Source organism: Acinetobacter sp. AKBS16 (assembly GCF_002899995.1).
Taxonomy (GTDB): domain Bacteria; phylum Pseudomonadota; class Gammaproteobacteria; order Pseudomonadales; family Moraxellaceae; genus Acinetobacter; species Acinetobacter baumannii.
This window is the reverse complement of sequence record NZ_POYH01000091.1, coordinates 133,994-155,808: the sequence shown is the minus strand read 5'-3', so window position 1 is coordinate 155,808 and position 21,815 is coordinate 133,994. Positions and strand designations below refer to the sequence as shown.

The following is a 21,815-nucleotide window of genomic DNA, read 5'->3' as shown; positions in this document are numbered from 1 at the left end:
GGCAGATAGTGCTTTTGGCCGTAGTCAGAAGATTGAAGACACCACTATGGGCTGGCGTTTCATTAACCCTAAACTTAAAGAATTGTATGGTGTAGACACCATGCCCCAGACTGCCGAAAACGTCGCTGAACAGTTCAACGTCAATCGTGCAGATCAGGACCAGTTTGCCTTGGTGAGCCAACAACGCACCGCAAGCGCGCAAGCCAAAGGCTTTTTTTCTAAAGAAATCGTGGCAGTTGAAATCCCTCAACGTAAGGGTGATGCTGTTGTGATTGATACCGATGAACATCCACGTGCATCCACTACGCTTGAAGCTTTAAGCAAACTTAAGCCTGTTGTAAAAGCAGAGGGCACGGTCACTGCGGGTAATGCTTCAGGCATCAACGATGGTGCGGCAGCTCTACTGATTGCTTCTGATGATGCAGTTCAGGCTTACAACTTAAAACCGCGTGCCAAGATCATTGCTTCAACAGCCGTAGGTGTAGAACCACGCATTATGGGTTTTGCTCCGGCACCAGCCATTAAAAAATTACTTAAACAAGCCAACCTGACTTTAGATCAGATGGATGTGATTGAGCTCAATGAAGCCTTTGCTGCACAGGCTTTGGCAGTGACCCGTGACTTAGGCTTACCAGACAACTCTGACAAAGTAAATCCAAACGGTGGTGCCATTGCTTTAGGTCATCCGCTTGGGGCGTCAGGTGCACGTCTTGTAACGACAGCCTTAAACCAGCTTGAACAAACAGGTGGCCGTTATGCCTTGTGTTCAATGTGTATTGGTGTGGGCCAAGGCATTGCTTTGATTATTGAACGTGTTATTTAAAAGGAAAGAATTAATGCTATTTACGTACGAAAATATTTAACTATATCTACTCCTTTAACTGATCAGAAAATTGAAGATATTCAAGCAGAGGAGAGTGCTTATTTCAAAGAAATTCAAAAGTCAGGAAGTGCTCCCACTTATAGAGAATAATGGAGCAATATACAAACATGAGTATTTTGATGTTGAAAGCAATTAGGAACTACATAACTTGTTGCAAAGTTTACCACTTTATTCTTATAGAAAATGGAAGTGGTTCGTTTAAACCCATTCTATCTTCAGTATGAGAAAATGTTTATTAATTTTTGATTAAAGCTATATTATTTTCTGCAAAGTATATATTTTTTTGTAACGAATATTCGGAAAACCTGTTAGATGGTTTTAATTTTTGGGTTTTTAAATACAAACAGCTTTTTGAGTGAAAGAGATACGATGTTGGAGTATTTTTTTAAATTTGCTCATTAAACCTAAGTTAGATCTAAATGTTGTCTTTTTCTTCAAGATATAAGTTGAATATATTGATTATATTTAATTTATATGTATGAGGTGTTTGAATTTTTTAATAATTTTTAACTAAATTGGAGGTGGAATTTAGTTGAAAATTAAAAAATAAATTAGTAACTGGCTTTGCAATTGAATGAGGGCAAAGGAAAAATTTAGTATTCTTATATGTCGTATAATATATTTTTATTTTCGAATAAAACAGAGTTTGGTATAAATTTATTTAATTATAGGAGTAAATAAAATATACAAACTTAAAGGTTTATTTTATGAGATTTAATAATTATAATTTAAAAGTTTATTTAATAGCATTAATATCATTATGTCAAAATTAGAAGTAAAGGCCGAAAACCATAAAATTTTTGTTTTCAAAAAGATATTTGAGTTTGAGTCCGCTAAGCAACAAGCTGAAAAGAAAAAGGTCAACGCTTTTGGAATGTTGGCAAAATTTAATTTTCTAAAACGTCCTACTGAAGAAACTGTAAATTTAAAAAATCATATTCTACGTTATGAACCGTTTTGGTTTGTTTCAAGTGAACGCAATTTAAACTATGATTGTGTTGTTACTTATTCTATTCCTGTACATAATCCTCATGCGAAGCAGATTCAGGTTTATACAGATCCTGAACAAAAAAATTATCCTGTTACACGCCAACAAGATAAAGGCAAAATAGAATTACAAATGAAGGAAGTGTGTAGCCGGAAAATAGAGTTTTCAAATTATTTTGATGGCTTGCAGCGTGAACTTAAATCATCTCATTTAGCAGAATATATTAGAAAATTTGAACTTACCGAAGTAGAGAAAGTCGAAGTTGAGAATGTACTTCAACCATTACTTTCTCTTGATTCAGTTACTAGTATAGTTAGGTCAGAACTACAAAATCAAAAAGTTCATGCAACTAATATCATTGAAGATTCAGAAGAAATAACTCAACTTTACCTTTATTTTCGCCCCGTTTATGCGTTTGAATATATTTGGTCTAATGCAGATAAAATTGGTGTTATTGAAGTTGATGGACTTACCGGCGAGGTTATTGAACAAGGAAATTGGTTCAGAAATACTTTTGATCAAGCTTTTACTAAAGAAAATTTAGTAGAGCTTTCAGCAGAATTGGCGAGTACAGTTGTTCCTGGTGGAGGTACTTTGGTAAAAGTCGCATCAAAAGCTATTCCTCTTTAAGGTAGCCTCTACCTATTGGATTCTTTAAGCCAAACAACTTGTTTGGCTCTTATTTTCAGAATTTAATTCCTATCTATTGAGACTCATCTAAATCACGTTCGCGGCATGATAATTCATAATAATTACCTTTTGGCAGAGAACTAATTTTAAACCCATAGTAAGTGCTATCGGTTTCTATCGGAGCGATATTACATTGATTCTTTTTTGCAAATTTTTCAATTAATTTTAAATTGGTGGTTTGCTTAAATACAGCTCCCCAACCTTCACTCACACAACAGCCCACATATTCAGACATATATTCATCTGAAATAAGTACAACGTTTTGTCCCATAAATTCATAAGGTTTTTTGAGTTTGTATATATCGTTATAGTCTGCTCTTGAAATATTAGGTTTTTTGGCTAGGAAACCTTTTTGTTTAAGAATTTGAAACTTTAAAAAATCTTCAGGACCAGTACCAAGTCCCCGATAAGTTGAGCTATTGTCCTCTGCAAAACTATATGAGCTGAAAATGCTAACTAAGCTTAAAAGTAATAATTTTTTCATTTGTAATTTCAGAAGTTGTATTAGGGCATAATTGTTTCATATCTTCTTTAAAGCGTAAAGTAAGTAGCTGATTTTTATATTATAGATAGATTTTTCTATACCGCGGAAAACCATAATTAATTTACTAATAATAGGTTTCATATAATTAACTATCTATAGAATAAATTTTTTGCTTCTTTAAAAATTATTTAAACGAATTAAGTAAATTTTTTATTAAAGTCCTAATTTATTCGCTTATTGGATAGTCTTTTTGTATATAATATGTATTCTTTGTATTTATTTATCTTTATAGAGTAAACATGAAAAAAATATTAATCATTACTATGGCGTGTTCTTTCGGTTTAATTGCTTGTTCAACTACTGAAACTTCAAGAACGATACAAAGTCCACAAGTCACTGCTGCTACTGCTACAACAAAATATACCGGAGTAAAAACTCCTATTACTATTGGTAAGTTTGATAATCGCTCTAGTTATATGAGAGGTGTTTTCTCTGATAATGTCGATCGTTTAGGTGGGCAGGCGAAAACTATTCTTGAAACACATTTACAGCAAACTGGCTATTTTTCAGTTTTAAACCGTGACAATCTATCAGAAATTAAACAAGAAGTAGGTTATAGCAATACTGCTCAATCTATTAAAGGTGCTCGCTACGTTATTACTGGTGATGTCTCTGAATTTGGTCGTAAAGAAGTAGGCGATCAACAGTTATTTGGTATTTTAGGACGCGGTAAACAACAAGTTGCTTATGCCAAAGTTAATTTAAATATTGTTGATGTAAAAACATCAGAAGTTGTGCATTCGGTACAAGGTGCTGGTGAATATGCATTAGGCGCACGTGAAGTTTTAGGCTTTGGTACTACAGCTTCTTACGATTCTACGTTAAATGGTAAAGTACTCGACTTAGCTGTTCGTGAAGCAGTAAATAATCTTGTGACAGATATTCAAAATAACCGTTGGTCAATTCAATAATTTTGGATATGTGTTAGATGAAAAAAATTCTTTTTAGCAGTTTTCTTGCGATGAGTTTGGTGGGTTGTGCCGCTGGCCCTCAACCTTTATACAATTGGGGAACTTATACTCATCAAACCTATTTGATGTATAACGCACCTGAAAAAGCAACGCCAAATACGCAGATCACAAAATTAGAAGCAGAGATTGAAAAAACCAAAGGTAAGGGCCTAGCTGTACCACCGGGGTTATATGCTCATTTAGGATTATTGTATTTACAAGAAAATAATTCTCAAAAAGCAATCGAGTATTTCCAACTTGAACGTCAAGTATATCCAGAATCTACCGTTTTAATGGATCGCTTATTGCAAAAAATGAATGCGAATGGTGGGAATGCAAAATCATGATTAAGAAACTTCTCATTGCCAGCTTGGTCATTTCTAGCCTTGCATTTACAGGATGTGCAGTTACTGCACCACCTAATAAAGATATTACGGCCTATAAAGCCCATATGCCAAAGTCAATTTTGGTATTGCCACCAGTCAATGATTCACCTGATGTAAAAGCGACCTATAGTTATTGGCCTACTGTGGTGGCACCTGTAGCAGAAGCTGGCTATTATGTTTTTCCAATCTCTGTTGTAGACAACATGTTTAAAGAGAATGGCGTTACTAATGGCAACGATGCTCAGTCTATTTCACCTCAGAAATTACAAGAAATTTTTGGCGCAGATGCTGCTCTCTATATTCGAATTAAAGAATATGGCTCTAAATATCAAGTCATTCAAAGTATTGCTACAGTAAGTGCAGATGCAAAACTTGTTGATTTGAAAACGGGAGATGTGATTTGGACAGGTGAGAAAAAACTTGTTCAAGCGAGTAGTGATGGTAATGCGGGTTTAATAGGGATGGTCGTTGGGGCTTTAGTTGAACAGATTGCTGGCAGCTTTAATGATAGAGCTTATCCATTAGCAAGTATGGTCAATACTCAACTGTTTACCCCGACTAATTATAATCCAGGTATGGGGTTATTATACGGACCACGTTCACCTAAATTTCAACAAGATGGCGTAGCTAAGTAAATTAAACTCAAGCTAGTTTCTTAATTTGTTAAATAAGTTGCTTCATATATTTGCTATGTGGAGCACTTCTATAAAAACTTTGAACTAAGCAGAATAGACAGTTAAGAAACTGATTTTATCTGCTTAATTCAATTGAAATCATATTATTTCTTCTGTTTAAAACGGTATTTACATTTCAAGCAGCGATAGTCCTGAAATATATTTTTATCGATCATTACGCCTGCTTTTTTACCAAAAATATTACCTACCACACCGCCAGTAATGCCTGCACTGATTGCACCGACAAATGTTCCTACAGTTCCACCAACAATTACACCTAATGGTCCGGCAACAGTACCAATCGCTGCCCCTACAGTAGCACCAGTTGCGGCACCGCCTACAGTACCTGCCGTAGTGCCTGCAGCTGTTAATAAAACACCGCCAGTGGTTTTAAGTAATTTGTCATGATCACGTGTTTCAATTTCTGTAGAACCACATTTCGGACATTGCAGTGTTTTTTCCATAAAATTTTCCTGTTTTTCATCATTGAGCGACGCAGTAAATAGCGCGAAATCTATAAGTGGGTAAAGCACTGGGTTAGATGAAGTGTCTTTTTCCTAGAAGGGCATCGCAACAATATACTTTGTCAGCCTCGATTTTAGCTGAACATAAGCACAAATAATTATAGTTCATGTAAACACTTGTATTTTAATCATGATCTGTTGAGTATGACTTAATTGCTTGTTTTAGAATGAATAAAGACTACATAAAATATCTCAGAATTAATTATTGTGAATTAAATTAGAAATAGGCATATGGCATGATTGGTTTGTTCTGAAGGCAAATTGTTTGTAAACCCCAAAATAATAAAGGCTTATCCTGTTTGAATAAGCCTTATTTGAAGATTAGAGTGATTTTTTCCAACTCAAAATTGTATATAACCCAAACATAAAGGCAATCCAGATTGGAATAATAATCACCGACTTTTCAAAGCCTTGAGTCCACATGATATATAAAATCATGCCAATAAAAGTCAAAACGATATAGTTACTCAAAGGTGAAAATAGGGCAGGAAATTTGGCAACTTTATTTTCAAGCTTCATCGAACGTTTAAATTTTAAATGGGTAAAACTAATAATTGCCCAGTTTAAAACCAAAGCTGCTACAGCCATGTACATAAGATAGCTTAAAGCTTCTTCTGGTATGAAATAGTTAAGTAATACACACCCAAAAATTAGAATAGAAGAGAAGATAACAGCGGATGTAGGTACACCTTGTTTGCTTACTTTTGCAAAAACTTTAGGTGCGTTGCCTTGAACTGCTAGCCCGTACAACATACGGCTATTGGCATACATCCCACTGTTATAAACAGAAAGAGCAGCAGTTAAAATAATAAAGTTAAGTAAATGTGCCGCCCAACCAATGCCCAGTTGGCTAAAAATCATGACAAATGGACTCTTATCTAAACCGCCGAGGTCCAGTTGATTCCATGGAATAAGCGACATAATAATTGCCAGTGAAGCCACATAAAATACCAAAATTCGAAAAATGACTTGGTTAATGGCTTGTGGAATACTTTTTTCAGGATTTTCAGCTTCAGCTGCTGTCATTCCAATGAGTTCAATACCACCAAAGGCAAACATTAAAAAGGCGAGCATATAAAACAGGCCCGAGAACCCATGAGGGAAAAATCCGCCATGCTGCCATAGGTTTGAAAAGCTAGCGATAGAGTCATTACCTGCGGTAAGCAGTAAATATAAACCAAATACAATCATTGAAATGACCGCAGCAACCTTAATAATAGCTAACCAAAATTCAGATTCGCCATAAAATTTAACATTGCCTAAGTTCAAGCAAGTGACCAGCACAAAGAAAAATAAAACTGAAACCCAAGCAGGGATATGAGGCCACCAATAATGTACATATTTAGCCACGGCGGTAAGCTCGGTCATGGCAACCAAAATGTACACTACCCAATAATTCCAGCCCGATAAAAAACCGGGAAATCTTCCCCAGTATTTTTGTGCAAAGTAACTAAAAGAACCGACTACAGGTTCTTCGACAATCATCTCACCCATTTGGCGCATAATTAAAAATGCAACCAAACCGACAATGGCATAACCTAAAATGATTGAAGGACCAGCAGATTGAATGACTTGTGCAGAGCCTAAAAATAGTCCTGTGCCCACAGCACCACCCATAGCGATTAACTGGATGTGACGATTTTTAAGTCCACGTTTTAATTGGGAAGATGAGTTACTCAAAATACTATGCGCTGAATAAAGAAGCCGGCGTTATTGTAATAGATTGAAAAGGGATAACCTAGTTTGAAAATGAATATTGCTTTGATATAAAAAGATTCGCACAAAACTGTACGAATCTTTTTTTAGAAAATGACGTTCTTATAAATTAGAAAGAAACCATTTTGCCCGGATTAATCATTGCACCGAGGCCATACATGCTTTTAGCGAGCGGAATAACAACTGGGGCAAGGGTACGACCAAAAATAATATTTTGATGGTCAATTTTAGATAACATTTCAAAGTCATTCGATTGGCCAACAAAATCATTTGCGATGGCTTTACCAATACGTACTGTCTGCGCTACGCCATGACCGCTCCAGCCGTGAACAGCATAAATCGGGAACGTGTTGCCAAATTTACGACTATCGACTGCACCATTTACCGTTAAATCAGTGGTTCCACTCCAGACGAAATCCATCTCTAGATTTTTAATTTGCGGGAATACGGTATGAATTCGATGCTCTAGATAATTTAGAGTTTTCTCTGGTCCCCAACATGTTCCAGTACCTTGTCCACCAAACAGTAAACGGTTATTAAAGACAGGGCGGTAGTAATCAATCTGGAACTGAGTGTCATAAACCGGATGTCCAAATGGCAGAAGCTCTTTGGTATCAAGCTCTAAAGGAGCGGTGGTCGCGACATAAGTGTAAAACGGAATAGTGGTATTGTTCTGTTCAGATAAAAGTTTAAATGAAGCATGGTGTACCGCTAAAACCACAGACTTTTTAGCTTTTACGACTGCATTTGCAGTTTGAACATAAATACCATCTGCTTTTTCTTCTATTGAAATAACTTCTGTTTGCTCATACACAGAGCCGCCGTTTTGGCAAAAGCCATAAATTAAGCCACGGTTTAGAGCCAGCGGATGGATTTGTCCACCTAACTCATCAATTAAACCACCTGTATAGTAGTCAGACTTAATATAGTCCATGAGTTCGTGCTTACCTACAATACGGGTATGGTCTTCACCTAAGTATTTTCGGGCATCGGCACCTTGTGTTAAGCCAACCAAATGTCCTTCATGAACGGCGGCAGTAATATGGCCGTATTTACGGTCAAAGTTGAGTTGGTATTTTTCCGAGATATCATCAATCAGTTGCATCGCTTCAGTAGAAGTAAAATGCCATAGCTTTTTGGCATCTTCGTAGCTGAGTCGATCGGCCATTTCTTGAGCTTCCCAACGTGCTAAACCTGGGGTGAGTTGTCCACCATTTCGACCTGAAGCTGCACTACCAATACGATTTTTTTCTAATAAAACCGTATCTACACCTTGTTCAGCTAAATGTAAGGCAGTTGATGAACCTAATAAGCCACCACCAATAACAACCACATCACACTCGATGTCAGCATTTAAACTGTCAAATGTATGCCAATTCGAGAGGGAACTTTCATAGTAGTTTGCTGGGTTATCTACCGAAGTGCCGTTAATCGTAGATGTATCAAATTGTGCATGTTTTGGATTTAACCAGCTCCATTCTTTACCCACTTGTAAAGACTGACTTGGTTTGTATTCCACATCTTTTAAAAGTTGAGGTTTAGAAATAATTTTCATGACGAAGTTCCTTAAAAAATTAATAAGCATTACTAATTGCAATACTTTGTTTTTTAATCGTTTTATAGATAAATAGGAGAATGCCTAAAGCTAACCAGAAGCACCCAAAAGTCAGTGAAGACGAGTCGAGATTGAGCCATAAACAAATAATGCTGATGACCGATAACAGCGGTAAAAATAGGTTTAGAAATTTATTTTTAAAACCTGAGCGTTGCTTATCTTTAATATAAAATTTCATAAAAACTGAGAAGTTTACGGCTGTAAACGCAACGAGCGCACCAAAACTGATCAGACTGACAACTTGAGCTAAATCTAAGAAAATAGCCGACATTGAAATAAGCCCGACAAATAAAACCGAGAAAAATGGTGTCCCTAAAGAGCTATGGATGGTTCCAAAATACTTTTTAGGGAAAATATTGTCGGTACCCATTATATACAGTAAACGCGAAGCACTGGCATGTGAGGCAAGGCCAGAGGCGACAGTGTTCATAATTTGTCCACATAAGAAGATGGACTGAAACAAAGCACCACCGACATAAAGCACAATTTCTGGTAACGCTTCTGAAGGATGGTGAAAACGGACATTGTTTGGAAAATAAAGCTGAATAAACCAAGCGGCTGTGAAGAAAATAGCTCCGCCAGCAAGTGTAGTTAACATGACTGCACGGGGGATATTTTTGGTGGGTTGTTTGGTTTCATTTGAAAGGGTGGTGACAGCATCAAAACCTAAGAATGAAAAGCATAGAACTGAGGCCCCAGCAACAAGTGGTAATAGTGATTGCTGACCATGCCATAGCGGAGCCAAGGTAAGTACATGTTCGTAACCTTGAGTAGAGCCAATACCCCGGACCACTAAATATACAAAAATAACCATGAGGATAATGGGGGCGAACACAAACACGAGGCTTAAATTGGCAAGTAACCGAATACGGAAACAGTTGACTAAAGTCACAAGGCCCGCCGATACCAGCACCCAAAACCAATAAGGCAAACTTGGAATCAGTGCGGTGAGATAAATTGCTGCCAGTAATACATTGATGAGCGGTAATAACAGATAGTCGAGTAGAGAGCACCAACCGACAAAAAAGCCACTTTTGGGTCCTAAGCTTTCGGCAGTATAACTATAGGCTGAGCCTGATTTTTCCGAATTTTGACTAAACCTTGCGTAGCTCCAAGCGGTAAGCAACATAGCACCTAAAGCAAGTAAATATGCAAGAGGGACATGCCCGTTGGTAATTCCGGAAACAATACCGAAAGTATCAAAAACCGTCATGGGGGTCATATAGGCAATACCAATAATTGTCACTTGCCATAGCGATAATTTTTTTAAGGAAGACGCTTTATTTTCCATGTCTTTTCAACCTCAAATTTCGTTGTTTTTGCTTTTCATCCAGAAAGGCGATGCTATTTTTAGGCCAAAACTTCCCCTAGACCTGAATAAACAAGTCTGTTTGAAGAAAGTTTGAACAACAGCTAGGGCTTAGAGTGCTATATCACCTTGGTGGTACACTAAAGCGGGAATAAAAGGCCAATATTCTTTGCTTTTTAGATGACAACCAACTGGAAAGACTGACAGGGTTGTGAGAAAAACTGTTGATCAGTCTTAGCTTTAAATAATGTCCCGGTTCTGATGCTAATGTCATTTGAAGTAATGACTCGAGATGAATCATTCATAATGACCGCCTTTTGCTTAATGTTTTTGAGTTTTGGCATAAGTAGTTTTTCAAGGGCCGAAACTAAAATATCGGTCGCAATGACACCGATAAAATGGTCATGAATCATGACAGGGTGAGCAATGGTAATGGTATAGGCACCATTGCAAATATAATCCACATAAGGACCATGTATGCATGGACTTTTATTTTGTGCAGGTTTATGGAACCACTCAAATGAGCGGAAATCTAAAAAGCGCTGCGCATTTTGGTAGTTTTCAAGTTTCGCTTGTTGTAATTGATCTTCTTTTTTATACCACCATTCTAGCGTCCAATAGTCTTGCTCATCTTGAGTTGCCGGACTATAACTTGCAAAACCCGTACCTTGACTATAATGGCTCTGAGAGAGTGCTTTTTTAATTTCTTTCTGCAAAGCAGCGCGTTCTGAAGTTGAAAGCTTAATATCTGCATTTTTTTCAGAAGCGTGTTTTGACAGAATTTTACTTGCTTTACTTGCGAGTGTTTCCGTAATAGAGGTTGTTTCGTCAACCACCGTCTTTAACAAATTTTGAAGCTCTTCTACATCTAAATGTTGGGTCATTCCTATAACTCCTAAAATTCCATATTTCTAACTTGTGTATTGATAAGCCATCTTATTTCTTATTTTTATTCACTCGATAATTTATATCGAAGCATTTGGTCAGTGAGCATTGAAACTATTTTTCTGGCTTGAATAACAGCTTCATTTTCATTGTTGTCAATAAAAGACGACAAAAGATGGTGATATTGCTTTACAACTTCACGGTGAAAATCATCATCTTGATAAAGTACGGCAATGAGCGGAGCCCATTCAGCCTGAATCGTGAGTTCCTGATTTGCCAGTCTTGAAGATTGGGCAAATGAGGTGAGTGTGAGTAAACAACGTAAATCAAGCTGTGCACGTGTATCTGCTTCAACGGCTTGTTCAAATTGGTCAATCAACTCTTTGATTTTGTTAAGTTCGTATTCAGTTGTTCTTTGAGCGGCCAGATAGGCACTATGACTTAAAATTGCACTGTGAAACTCGCCTAAATCGGCAAGATACTCATTTGAAGCTTGGCGCAAAGGATGTTGATTTAAAAGTAAATCCGAAGGTAGCTCACAAACAAAACTTCCACCATTTCTTCCGCGACGTGTATCAATTAAACCCTTTACGCGTAAAGTATTTAATGCTTCACGAACAGTAATTGGCGAAACTCCCATTAAGCGTGCTAAGTCTGCTTCATTAGGAAGTTGTTCATTGCTTTTGAGCAAACCAGAGATAATTGCATTTTCCAAGCGTTCTACAACTTGTTCCGAACGAGTTGCTTGAGCAATAGGTGCAAAAATTATCGTATATGCTGACATGGCGAATTCTCTAAAAGCTAAGTCAAAAGACTTAGCTTAATGAAGCGGATAAATAGTTATTAAAACACGCCATAACCATGGACAGCCTGTTCATCTTCAGGCACAGCAGGTATTGCATCCCAAAGTTCAACAATTTTGCCATTATCTACACGCCATAGTTCAAAATAGGCATGTCGATTTCCGGCAATACTGCCTTCGGAATGTGTCAATACAAATTGACCATCAGCAATGGAGCGATGCGTTTTTGAGTATACCAAACCTTGTCCTTCATTACGGATATTGTTCAAAAAATCAATCACGGCTTTAACGCCATCACCAATATCTGGACTATGTTGAATGAACTGATCGCCGTCGGTATATTCTTTAAAGGCTTCATAATTTCCATCAATTAATGACTTCTTGAAGAAAGACGTCACAATCTCGCGGTTTTTCTCTGGGTCATGGTGAGTTACGATTTCGGTCGGACCATCTAGTTGAGTTCTACCGCTTACATTCGGTGCAGCTTCTGCCACAAGACCATCCCAATGCTCGACAATTTTGCCGTCTTTTACTCGGTAAATATCAAAACCAACCAATGGGTTTTCATCTAAGCCTTGAAAGCGGCCATGAATTGCAACCAAGTCACCATCTGCTAGTACACGTACAGCTTCGTGTTGCATATCGGGACAATCTTCTACCAATTGACGAAGACCTGAAATACCATTTGCAACGAGTGGTGAGTGCTCTATAAAGTCTTCAGAAAAATAACGGTCTAGAGCAGTGGTGTCATGCAAATTAAAGAGCTCATGATGGGCTTTAGTCACCAAGTCTTTCATTTCTTGCTTATTCATTTTGATCTCCTTTCAAAACGCATTGTTATTATTCGTTTGAACTCATCACATGTTTAACACGGGTATATTCTTCAAAACCGTAACCAGATAAATCTTTACCATATCCTGACTTTTTGAAGCCGCCGTGTGGCATTTCCGCGGTTAAAGGAATATGGGTATTAATCCAAACTGTACCGAAATCAAGTTCACGTGACAGGCGTGTTGCACGAGCATGGTCTTTGGTCCAAACACTTGAAGCTAGGCCATATTCAACATCGTTGGCTTTTTCAATGGCATCATTTTCATCGGTAAATTTCTGAACGGTAATCACTGGTCCAAAAATTTCATTTTGAATAGCTTCATCATGTTGTTTTAGGCCACTAATAACAGTCGGTTCAAAATAGAAACCTGGGCGGTCTGCCTGTTTTCCGCCTGTTTCAACTTTGGCGTGAGCAGGTAAGTTGTCGATAAACGCTTTAACATTCTTTAATTGATTGGCATTGTTAAGTGGACCATAAAGTGCATCTTGATCATCTGGATCGCCAAAACGGGTATTTTTTGCAGCTTCAACGAGTTTAGCTAAAAACTCGTCATGAACAGATTCAGCCACAATCACACGTGTTGCAGCAGTACAGTCTTGGCCTGCGTTGAAATAGCCTGTTAAAGCAATCATTTCAACGGCTTTATCAAGGTCTGCATCTTCAAAAACCAGTACAGGTGCTTTACCACCAAGTTCAAGATGAGCTTTTGCTAAATTTGCAGCAGCAGAAGCAGCAACTTGTAATCCGGCACGAACTGAACCGGTAATCGAAACAAGAGCAGGGGTTTTGTGTGATACAACTTTTGAACCGACTTGCGCTTGGCCTAACACCACGTTAAATGCACCTTTCGGAAAAAATGGTGCAGCAATTTCTGCAAGTAAAAGGGTACTTTCAGGAGTTGTGTCACTTGGTTTTAATACGACAGTATTACCCGCTGCCAAAGCAGGAGCAATTTTCCAAACCGCCATCATGAGTGGATAGTTCCAAGGTGTAACTTGGCCGACCACGCCGACAGGTTCGCGGCGAATAGAAGAAGTTAAACCTTCTAAATATTCTCCAGTTGCTGTGCCATCGAGTAAGCGGGCAGCGCCTGCAAAGAAACGAACTTGATCTGCCGATGCACCTACTTCTTCAGATGCAATTAAATGTTTTAACTGACCTGTATTGCGGCTTTGCGCTTCAATTAAACGGTCAGCATTTGCTTCAATGGCATCTGCCAAGTTAAGTAATGCTTTTTGACGAGTCGAAGGTGTACTACGTCCCCAAATTTTAAATGCTTCTTTTGCAGCAGCATAAGCTGCATCAACTTCTGCCTCGGTCGCATTCGGCGATTGTGCATAGACTTCACCAGTGACTGGGCTTACCAAATCGAAGAAATCATTTCCTTTGCTAGCAACATATTCGCCGTTAATGAAGTGTTGTAGTTGAGTTTTAGCCATTTTTTATACCTTGTCCTTAGGTTTTAACATATAACATATAATACTATATGTATTATGTTTTAAATTTTCTGTCAAATGCTTTGATGAGGGGAGTGAGTGAAAAAGTGGGAATTTAAATCAAATTAGATTTTAAGTTTTTGATTTTGATTATTTAAAAAAATTAAAAATTTATTGAGGATTGTTAGAATAGGTTCATCATGAGGATGGCGCTTTTAGATTTAACGAGCGGCGATAGAGAAATTTTTGAATGAAAGGGAATGGATGAGCTCAGCCGTATAGTTGGCTCACCCCATGTTTAATTTAAGTTTGAACGCAGTGATTAGGTCTTATGGCTAGCAAGTAAAATACTAGTTTCACTATTATAAATACCTGAAATATTTCTAATTCTCTCTAATACTTTATCGAAGTTTTCTAAAGTGTCGGAACGTAGCTCAACCAGAATATCCCATTTACCGTTAGTTTTATGTAGACATTCAACCGCACTTTCTAGGCGTAGTTCTTTAATCACAGACTGTGCTTTGGTGCCTTCGACCATAATGCTCATCCATGCACGGATGACATTCCGTTCCGCATTTGGTTTGAAACGAACCGTATATCCGGTAATAATGCCCGAAGATTCAAGATACTCCATTCTCTTTTTAATCGTTGCTCTTGAGACGTGAACTTTTTCGGCTAATTCGGTTACAGACATCCGTGCGTTATCTTTAAGTAAACCTAAAATAATTTGATCAATATTGTCCATAATGTAATTGTCAATTATCAGATTGGTAAAAAATAATTCATTTTTTACTGAATTACAAATTTTGTGAATCAATTTGATTTTGAATAATAAGGTCATCAGTTAATCCGAATAATTCAATTTAATGGACTAGATAAGATGAATAATTTTGCAGTTTCTCGTGGTGACTTTAACGAGTGGATGGTTCCAGTATTTGCACCGGCAAATTTCATTCCGGTACGTGGTGAAGGTTCACGTATCTGGGATCAAGAAAATAAAGAATATATCGATTTTGCAGGCGGGATTGCAGTAAATGCATTAGGTCATGCGCATCCAGTGGCAGTCAATGCGTTAACAGAACAAGCAAAAAAACTTTGGCACGTCGGTAATGGTTATACCAATGAACCCGTACTACGCCTTGCAAAACAACTCACTGAAAATACATTTGCAAACAAGGTTTTCTTCTGTAACTCAGGTGCAGAAGCGAATGAAGCAGCTTTAAAACTTGCGCGTAAAGTTGGGCTAGACAGTGGTATAGCTGGTAAAAGCGGTATCGTTGCATTTAACAATGCGTTCCACGGCCGTACCTTATTTACCGTTTCAGCGGGTGGCCAACCTAAATATTCACAAGACTTTGCACCACTTCCAAACGGTATTAGCCATGTTGCTTATAATGATTTAGAAGCGGCTAAAGCAGTCATTAATGAGCAAACATGTGCTGTTATTGTTGAGCCAATCCAAGGTGAAGGCGGGGTAATTCCAGCTGATATCGAGTTTTTAAAAGGTTTACGTGAACTGTGTGATCAGTTTGGTGCCTTACTTATTTTTGATGAAGTACAAACTGGTGTAGGTCGTACCGGTGCACTTTATGCCTACATGAACTACGGTGTGGTTCCAGATGTGTTAACTACTGCAAAAGCATTGGGCGGTGGTTTCCCGGTCGGTGCAATGTTAACAACTGATAAATTTGCGCCGCATTTTTCTGTAGGCACACATGGTACGACTTATGGTGGTAATCCGTTAGCAAGTGCGGTTGCTAGCGCTGTATTCGAGTTTATTAATACGCCTGAAGTGCTTAATGGCGTTAAAGAGCGTCACGACTACTATAAAAACGCTTTAAATCAATTAAATGAAAAATATAAAGTCTTTAAAGCAATTCGTGGCAGTGGTTTATTGCTCGGATGTGTTTTAAAAGACGAGTTTGCTGGTAAAGCAAAAGATATTAATAACCTTGCGGGTGAAGAAGGATTATTGAGTCTGATTGCTGGTCCAAATGTAGTCCGTTTTACACCTTCTTTAATCGTTCCATTTGCTGATATTGATGAAGGTTTAAAACGCTTTGAACGTGCGCTTGCTCGCTTTGTGGAAATTCAAAAGGATGAACAAGCAGCATGATGATTATTCGCTACATTGAACCTAAAGATGTTAATGACCTTTACCTGTTGGCGCAAAAAGCGGGTTTTGGTTTGACATCTTTGCAGCCAAATATGGAAAAGTTGGCTGCACGTATTGAACGGGCCTGTAAAACCGTAGCAGGTGAACTTCCAAAAGCAGATCAGGTTTACTTATTTGTTTTAGAAGATACTGAACTCAACAAAGTTGTCGGGGTTTGCGGAATTGAAGTCGCACTTGGTTTAAAAGAGCCTTGGTACAATTTCCATGTAGGAACCCAAGTTCACGCTTCAGAACCCTTAAGTGTTTATAACGCTTTACCTACTTTGTATTTGAGTAATGACCATACTAACTGTAGTGAGCTTTGTACTTTATTTTTAGATCCTGACTATCGCTTAAATAAAAATGGCAAATTTTTATCTAAAGTCCGTTTCTTGTTTCTCTCTGCCTTTCGCCAATATTTTGAAGAAACGATTGTTGCCGAAATGCGTGGATATTCTGATGCAAATGGACAGTCACCATTTTGGAATGCGGTAGGCCATAAGTTTTTTAATATTGAATTTACCAAAGCCGATTATTTGAGTGGAGTGGGGCAAAAGGCTTTTATTGCTGAGTTGATGCCGAGACATCCACTCTATGTTGATATGCTGCCTGACGATGCTAAAGCCGCGATTGGAATTGTTCACCCCAATACTCGACCAGCCTACAATCTCTTGCTTGAAGAAGGACTACGCTACAAAGGCTATATAGATATTTTTGATGGTGGTGCAACGCTGCAAGCAGATATTGAAAATTTACGAGCAATTAAAGAAAGCCAGATTTTAACTGTACAAGTTGTAGAGTCTATTCCTCTTAGTTCAGGTGATGAACCCTATATTGTGGCCAACGATAACTATGAAAATTATCGAGCAATTCTTGTATTCGGCACACCTTATCAGGAGTCATTACAAATAACAAAAGCACAAGCAAAACAATTAAATGTTGAAAATGGTGGTTTAGTCCGTGTGTTAAGCGTCCATGTTAAACAGGACTCGAACCCACAGATAGAGAACAAACTTAAAGAAACAGAACATTTGCGAATGGCTGTTAATTAAGCAGAAATACTATACATTTCACCAAATTTAAGAAGGAATACTATATTATCGCTAGCGCAAGATGGTATATGGATAAATACGATCTTGCTCGCTGAGCTGGGATTAATTAGCCTGTTTTATTATATAAAAGATGATTTAATAAAATATGTAATTAATTTATATATTTTAAGAATTTTTCAAAATTATATTTTTAAATGCAGGCTAATATAATAATGAAGGAAAGGAATGATGAATAATTTTTATTGTTATAGGTGATAGCTTTTAAAAAGGAATTTATAAGGTTTTAAATGATTTAATAATATTTTTAACATGATTTAATGGACTAAATTAATAATCATATAATTTATTTATTATTAAAGCATTTACGACGGTTGCTATAAATTGGAGTAAATATTACATGAGTAAGAATAACGGAAAGCAATTCCTGGAAGGAGATCTTCTTGGTAGTCAACATATGACTGAGCAAGAAGAAGAGAAATTGCAGCGCTCATTAACCAATCGTCATATTCAGATGATCGCAATTGGTGGTGCAATTGGTACTGGATTATTTATGGGTTCCGGGAAAACATTAAGTGTTTCGGGTACTTCAATTGTTTTAACCTATTTAATTATTGGTTTTTTCTTTTTCTTCGTAATGCGGGCAATGGGTGAATTGTTGCTTGCGAATACCAATTTTAAAACCTTCGCAGATTTTGCAACGGCTTATCTCGGTCCGTGGGCAGGGTTCTTCCTTGGTTGGTCCTACTGGTGTAACTGGATTATTACTGCGATTGCCGATGTAATCGTGATCGGAGGGTACATGCAGTTTTGGTATCCAGATTTACCCGTCTGGATTCCGGCATTTACTTCATTGGCGATCTTAACCATACTCAACTTTGTGGCTGTTCGGCTTTTTGGTGAACTTGAGTTTTGGTTCTCCCTCATCAAAATTACCGCAATTATTCTGTTTATTCTGGCGGGTATTTATTTAATAGGTACCGGATTTACTTCTCCAAATGGGGTTAAGGCCTCAATGAGTCATTTGTTTGAAACAGAGTCGATGTTCCCTTATGGTGTAACAGGTTTCTTGGCTGGCTTCCAAATTGCCATCTTTGCATTTGTGGGTATTGAGCTTGTCGGTACGACTGCTGCTGAAACCAAAGACCCGCATACTTCACTTCCAAAAGCCATTAACTCTATTCCTTTACGCATTTTATTATTCTATGTGGGCGCGTTGGTTTGTATTATTGCAGTCACATCTTGGGCAAAAGTTTCACCAGAAAAAAGTCCATTTGTAGAAATGTTTACTTTGGTCGGGTTACCAATTGCTGCGGGTTTAATCAATTTTGTTGTTGCGACTTCGGCTTTATCTTCGGCAAACAGTGGAATCTTTGCAACCAGTCGTATGTTATATGGTTTAGCTTTAGACAACGATGCACCTAAAAGCTTTAGTAAGCTGTCAAAAAGAAAAGTTCCAATTCGCGGACTCGTATTTTCAATGGCTTGTGTGACGGTTGGTACTTCTATTTTGTTTATTGTTCCAAACGTTATGACTGCATTTACGATTATTTCAGCACTCACTTCAATTTTATGTATTTTTACATTTATGCTGATTGTGCTTTCATATATTTATTATCGTAAGAAAAGCCCTGAACTACACATCCAGTCAAAATATAAAATGCCGGGTGGATTATTTATGGCTTGGATGACTATGTTGTTTTTAGTGTTTACTATCGTAATTTTGGCTTTAGACCATGATACTTTAATTGCACTTGAGTGCTCACCAATCTGGTTTATTGGTTTGTTTATTGCCTATAAATATAAAAAGAAAAAGATGTTGCAGCTTGATATTTTAAAAGCTCAAAAGGTTGATTATATTTAAATAAATTTTAGTGATTTTATTAGAAATCTTATTATTTAAAACCCAATAAAAAAGCCTCATAACGAGGCTTTTTTATCATCCTTATTTAATATTTGGATCACCTTTCTTCAAGAAAAAGCGAATCGCTAATTTTTGTAAGAATGTTCCATAAGGAGGGTGGAAAAGCTGAGTCGGGAAAAACCGATGGCGAATAAAAACAGTTTTTGCATGTGAAAGTTCGCGGAAACCTTCTTCTCCATGATATGACCCCATGCCTGAGTTGCCGATACCACCGAAAGGAGCATCATGGTTAACTACATGCCAACCCCAATCATTGATGGTCACACCACCCGAATGAGTCTCACGCAAAATACGATCACGTTCTACTGAACTATGTGTAAAACAATAAAGTGCTAAAGGTCGTTCATCCGATTTCACATAAGTGATCGCATCATCTAAAGAATCATAAGCCACCACAGGTAAAATAGGGCCAAAGAGTTCTTCTTTCATAATGCGCATGTCTGGCGTGCAGTTCAGCACAATCTGTACAGGCATCCTGCGACCTTGTTGGTCAAAGCTGTAAGTATCGCAAGGAATAATACGGGCACCTTTTTCTTGTGCATCGGTCAAAATATCTTGAATACGTTTTAAATGGCGGTCGTTCACAATGGATGTGTAATTCTCATTATTTTCAATGTTTTGACCAAACATTTTTATAAAGCTTGATTTCGCAGCTTCAACAAATTCATCAATACTTTCTTTGGGAACCAACGCGTAGTCAGGCGCTACACAGATTTGACCACTATTAGTTGCTTTGCCATGGGTAATACGTTTTGCCGCATCGGCAAGTGGGTAATTACGGCTCACAATGGCCGGTGATTTGCCACCTAACTCAAGTGTAACAGGTGTTAGATTTTCAGCAGCAGCTCGCATGACGACTTTGCCAATGGCAGGAGAACCTGTAAATACAATATGATTAAATGGCAAAGAGGTAAATCTTGCTGGGTCTGTAATTTCTTCACCAAACACGGCTACTTCATCTTCGTTAAAGACTTCGGCAAGCATGCGTCTTAGCATGGCATTGGTATTTGGTGTAATTTCAGGGAGTTTAATTATGACTCGGTTGCCTGCAGCTAATGCGGCAATGAGTGGGCCAAGTGCTAAATAAACTGGGAAATTCCAAGGTACAATCACACCAACCACGCCTTTAGGTTGGTATTGCACACTTAAACGGTTTGATAAAAATAAAAGCTCGGTACGGCGTTTACTTGGACGCATCCAGCGGCGTAAATGATGAATCGCATGATCAGCTTCCAACACGGAGCCAAGCAAATCTAGTAGTTTAGATTCATCGAGTGATCTTGAACTAAAGTCAGCATTAATCGCGGCAGCTAAAGCATCTTGATAACGAATAATTTGTTTTTTAAGTTGATGCAGTTTTGTGCGGCGTGCTTCAAGACTTGGGTAAGGATCTGCTTCAAAATTGGCACGTTGTTTGGAAAAAATAAGTTCCATATGTTCAGTGGCAGAGCCGCTATATTCTTTTAAGGTGGACTGTTCCATTATTATTCCTTCCATACTTTTGCTTATCATACTTTATGCTTGAAGCGTCATATGGTCGATGTTAAATTGAGACAACAAGAGGTAGTTTAGTGCCATTATGCACGTCACTCTAGGGATGGTGTGAATTAAATGCCTAAAAATATTTATAAAAATGCAAATAGTGTTATCGAAGGAAATTATGATAATACACTCTTAGGTGCCAATACATATTTGCTAGGTTTGACCAGTTTATTTGATGAAATGGGGTCGCAAGGCCATTCAATATACGATGTTTTATCTGGCACAAATATTTCGCCAGATGCTATGAATCAATCCTCTTTATATATTTCCCAAGTCCAAAAAATTCAGCTATTTCAAAATATTCAAAGCTATCAAATGATCCACTCATTGGTCTGCGCGCAGGGCAAAAGCAGCGGTTGTCTGATTTTGGGGTATATGGCTATGCGTTATATTCCTCACGTAATTTTAGACAAGCGGTAGAGCTTGGTATTCGACACATTAAGCTTGCAGGGCCTATTTTAAAGAAGTCATTTTATATTCGAGATGATGTTGCCGTTTTTGAAGGGCAGGACATTATTGCACTGGGTAAGCTTTTACCTTTAGTGTGCGAGTTTTGGTTTAGCTCTATGCAAACCTTAATTGAACGAGTGCTTGAAGGACCATTTCAAGCGAAGAAGCTTTTGTTGCCCTGTCCAGCGCCTGACTATGCAGAAGAATATGAAAAAGTGTTTCGTTGCCCCGTTCAATTTAATGCTGGGGTGATGCAATGGCACTTTGATTTAAAGTGGCTCGATGTACCTTGCCCAAATGCCAACCCGATTACTGCGGACATGTGTAAGTCGTTTTGTGAGCGGATGCTAGGTGCTGCTGAACTTGAGGAACCTGAGTTGGTGAAAACGATTCGTTTAATACTATTGGATGGAACGGGGCTTTTTCCATCAGCTCAAGAAATGGCTGAACGTTTACATATC

Annotated in this window: 18 protein-coding genes and 2 pseudogenes; 9 read left to right on the top strand and 11 right to left on the bottom strand. The window is 37.8% G+C overall.

Going from position 1 to position 21,815, the window contains the following annotated elements; translation table 11 throughout:
- Positions 1–823: acetyl-CoA C-acyltransferase (locus C1642_RS17015; protein WP_103236626.1), on the top strand; the 823-nt coding region annotated here is incomplete at its 5' end.
- A 767-nt stretch (positions 824–1,590) separates the two neighbouring features.
- Positions 1,591–2,501 (top strand): annotated as a pseudogene (locus tag C1642_RS17010) (hypothetical protein).
- Positions 2,502–2,574: 73 nt separating this feature from the next.
- On the opposite strand, the gene C1642_RS17005 reads toward C1642_RS17010, so the two are convergent.
- Positions 2,575–3,045, bottom strand: coding sequence for a hypothetical protein (locus C1642_RS17005; protein ID WP_103236625.1), 471 nt, complete (start codon positions 3,043–3,045; stop codon positions 2,575–2,577).
- Positions 3,046–3,344: 299 nt separating this feature from the next.
- Here C1642_RS17005 and C1642_RS17000 point away from each other — a divergent pair, with 299 nt between their 5' ends.
- From C1642_RS17000 to C1642_RS16990, 3 genes are read left to right on the top strand one after another with little or no spacing between them, the layout of a single operon-like run.
- Positions 3,345–4,016, top strand: coding sequence for a CsgG/HfaB family protein (locus tag C1642_RS17000; RefSeq protein WP_103236624.1), 672 nt, complete (start codon positions 3,345–3,347; stop codon positions 4,014–4,016).
- A gap of 17 nt (positions 4,017–4,033) precedes the next feature.
- The gene (locus tag C1642_RS16995; protein ID WP_000721818.1) at positions 4,034–4,402 is read left to right on the top strand and encodes a DUF4810 domain-containing protein; all 369 of its coding nucleotides are present in this window, start codon (positions 4,034–4,036) and stop codon (positions 4,400–4,402) included.
- Complete coding sequence (locus C1642_RS16990; RefSeq protein ID WP_103236623.1) at positions 4,399–5,076, top strand: DUF799 domain-containing protein; 678 nt, start codon at positions 4,399–4,401, stop codon at positions 5,074–5,076. Before C1642_RS16995 ends, C1642_RS16990 begins: the two co-directional genes overlap by 4 nt.
- A 143-nt stretch (positions 5,077–5,219) precedes the next feature.
- Here C1642_RS16990 and C1642_RS16985 read toward each other — a convergent pair whose 3' ends face one another.
- The 9 genes from C1642_RS16985 to C1642_RS16945 form a co-directional block, all read right to left on the bottom strand.
- A complete protein-coding gene (locus C1642_RS16985) occupies positions 5,220–5,579 on the bottom strand; it encodes a hypothetical protein (protein ID WP_000416092.1) in 360 nt (119 codons plus the stop codon).
- 381 nt (positions 5,580–5,960) lie between these two features.
- Positions 5,961–7,319 carry an amino acid permease gene (locus C1642_RS16980; protein WP_077670407.1) on the bottom strand — a complete coding sequence of 453 codons (1,359 nt, stop codon included), beginning with the start codon at positions 7,317–7,319 and terminating at the stop codon, positions 5,961–5,963.
- A 145-nt stretch (positions 7,320–7,464) separates the two neighbouring features.
- Positions 7,465–8,910, bottom strand: a complete 1,446-nt coding sequence (locus C1642_RS16975) for an NAD(P)/FAD-dependent oxidoreductase (RefSeq protein WP_103236622.1) — start codon at positions 8,908–8,910, stop codon at positions 7,465–7,467.
- A gap of 19 nt (positions 8,911–8,929) precedes the next feature.
- Complete coding sequence (locus tag C1642_RS16970) at positions 8,930–10,261, bottom strand: APC family permease (protein WP_000428073.1); 1,332 nt, start codon at positions 10,259–10,261, stop codon at positions 8,930–8,932.
- 194 nt (positions 10,262–10,455) lie between these two features.
- Positions 10,456–11,163, bottom strand: coding sequence for a cache domain-containing protein (locus C1642_RS16965; RefSeq protein ID WP_000191921.1), 708 nt, complete (start codon positions 11,161–11,163; stop codon positions 10,456–10,458).
- Between the two features lie 65 nt (positions 11,164–11,228).
- Positions 11,229–11,948: a FadR/GntR family transcriptional regulator gene (locus C1642_RS16960; RefSeq protein ID WP_001277431.1), complete on the bottom strand. Its 720-nt coding sequence runs from the start codon at positions 11,946–11,948 to the stop codon at positions 11,229–11,231.
- A 59-nt stretch (positions 11,949–12,007) separates the two neighbouring features.
- Positions 12,008–12,778, bottom strand: coding sequence for a nuclear transport factor 2 family protein (locus C1642_RS16955; protein ID WP_001041177.1), 771 nt, complete (start codon positions 12,776–12,778; stop codon positions 12,008–12,010).
- A gap of 28 nt (positions 12,779–12,806) precedes the next feature.
- Positions 12,807–14,237 carry a gamma-aminobutyraldehyde dehydrogenase gene (locus C1642_RS16950; protein ID WP_001140774.1) on the bottom strand — a complete coding sequence of 477 codons (1,431 nt, stop codon included), beginning with the start codon at positions 14,235–14,237 and terminating at the stop codon, positions 12,807–12,809.
- Between the two features lie 319 nt (positions 14,238–14,556).
- On the bottom strand, positions 14,557–14,979 hold the full coding sequence (locus C1642_RS16945) for an Lrp/AsnC family transcriptional regulator (protein WP_002001056.1): 423 nt from the start codon (positions 14,977–14,979) through the stop codon (positions 14,557–14,559).
- Positions 14,980–15,114: 135 nt separating this feature from the next.
- On the opposite strand from C1642_RS16945, the gene C1642_RS16940 reads away from it, so the two are divergent.
- The 3 genes from C1642_RS16940 to C1642_RS16930 all read left to right on the top strand — a co-directional run bounded on the left by C1642_RS16940 (position 15,115) and on the right by C1642_RS16930 (position 19,302).
- Positions 15,115–16,350 carry an aspartate aminotransferase family protein gene (locus C1642_RS16940; RefSeq protein WP_103236621.1) on the top strand — a complete coding sequence of 412 codons (1,236 nt, stop codon included), beginning with the start codon at positions 15,115–15,117 and terminating at the stop codon, positions 16,348–16,350.
- Positions 16,347–17,441: an arginine N-succinyltransferase gene (gene astA / locus C1642_RS16935; RefSeq protein WP_032044384.1), complete on the top strand. Its 1,095-nt coding sequence runs from the start codon at positions 16,347–16,349 to the stop codon at positions 17,439–17,441. Before C1642_RS16940 ends, astA begins: the two co-directional genes overlap by 4 nt.
- A 397-nt stretch (positions 17,442–17,838) precedes the next feature.
- Positions 17,839–19,302 carry an amino acid permease gene (locus C1642_RS16930; RefSeq protein ID WP_000042092.1) on the top strand — a complete coding sequence of 488 codons (1,464 nt, stop codon included), beginning with the start codon at positions 17,839–17,841 and terminating at the stop codon, positions 19,300–19,302.
- A gap of 81 nt (positions 19,303–19,383) precedes the next feature.
- Here the strand turns inward: C1642_RS16930 and C1642_RS16925 are convergent, their stop codons facing one another.
- Positions 19,384–20,844: a coniferyl aldehyde dehydrogenase gene (locus C1642_RS16925; protein WP_103236620.1), complete on the bottom strand. Its 1,461-nt coding sequence runs from the start codon at positions 20,842–20,844 to the stop codon at positions 19,384–19,386.
- 129 nt (positions 20,845–20,973) lie between these two features.
- On the opposite strand from C1642_RS16925, the pseudogene C1642_RS16920 reads away from it, so the two are divergent.
- Positions 20,974–21,815: pseudogene (locus C1642_RS16920) on the top strand (AraC family transcriptional regulator); the annotation flags it as partial.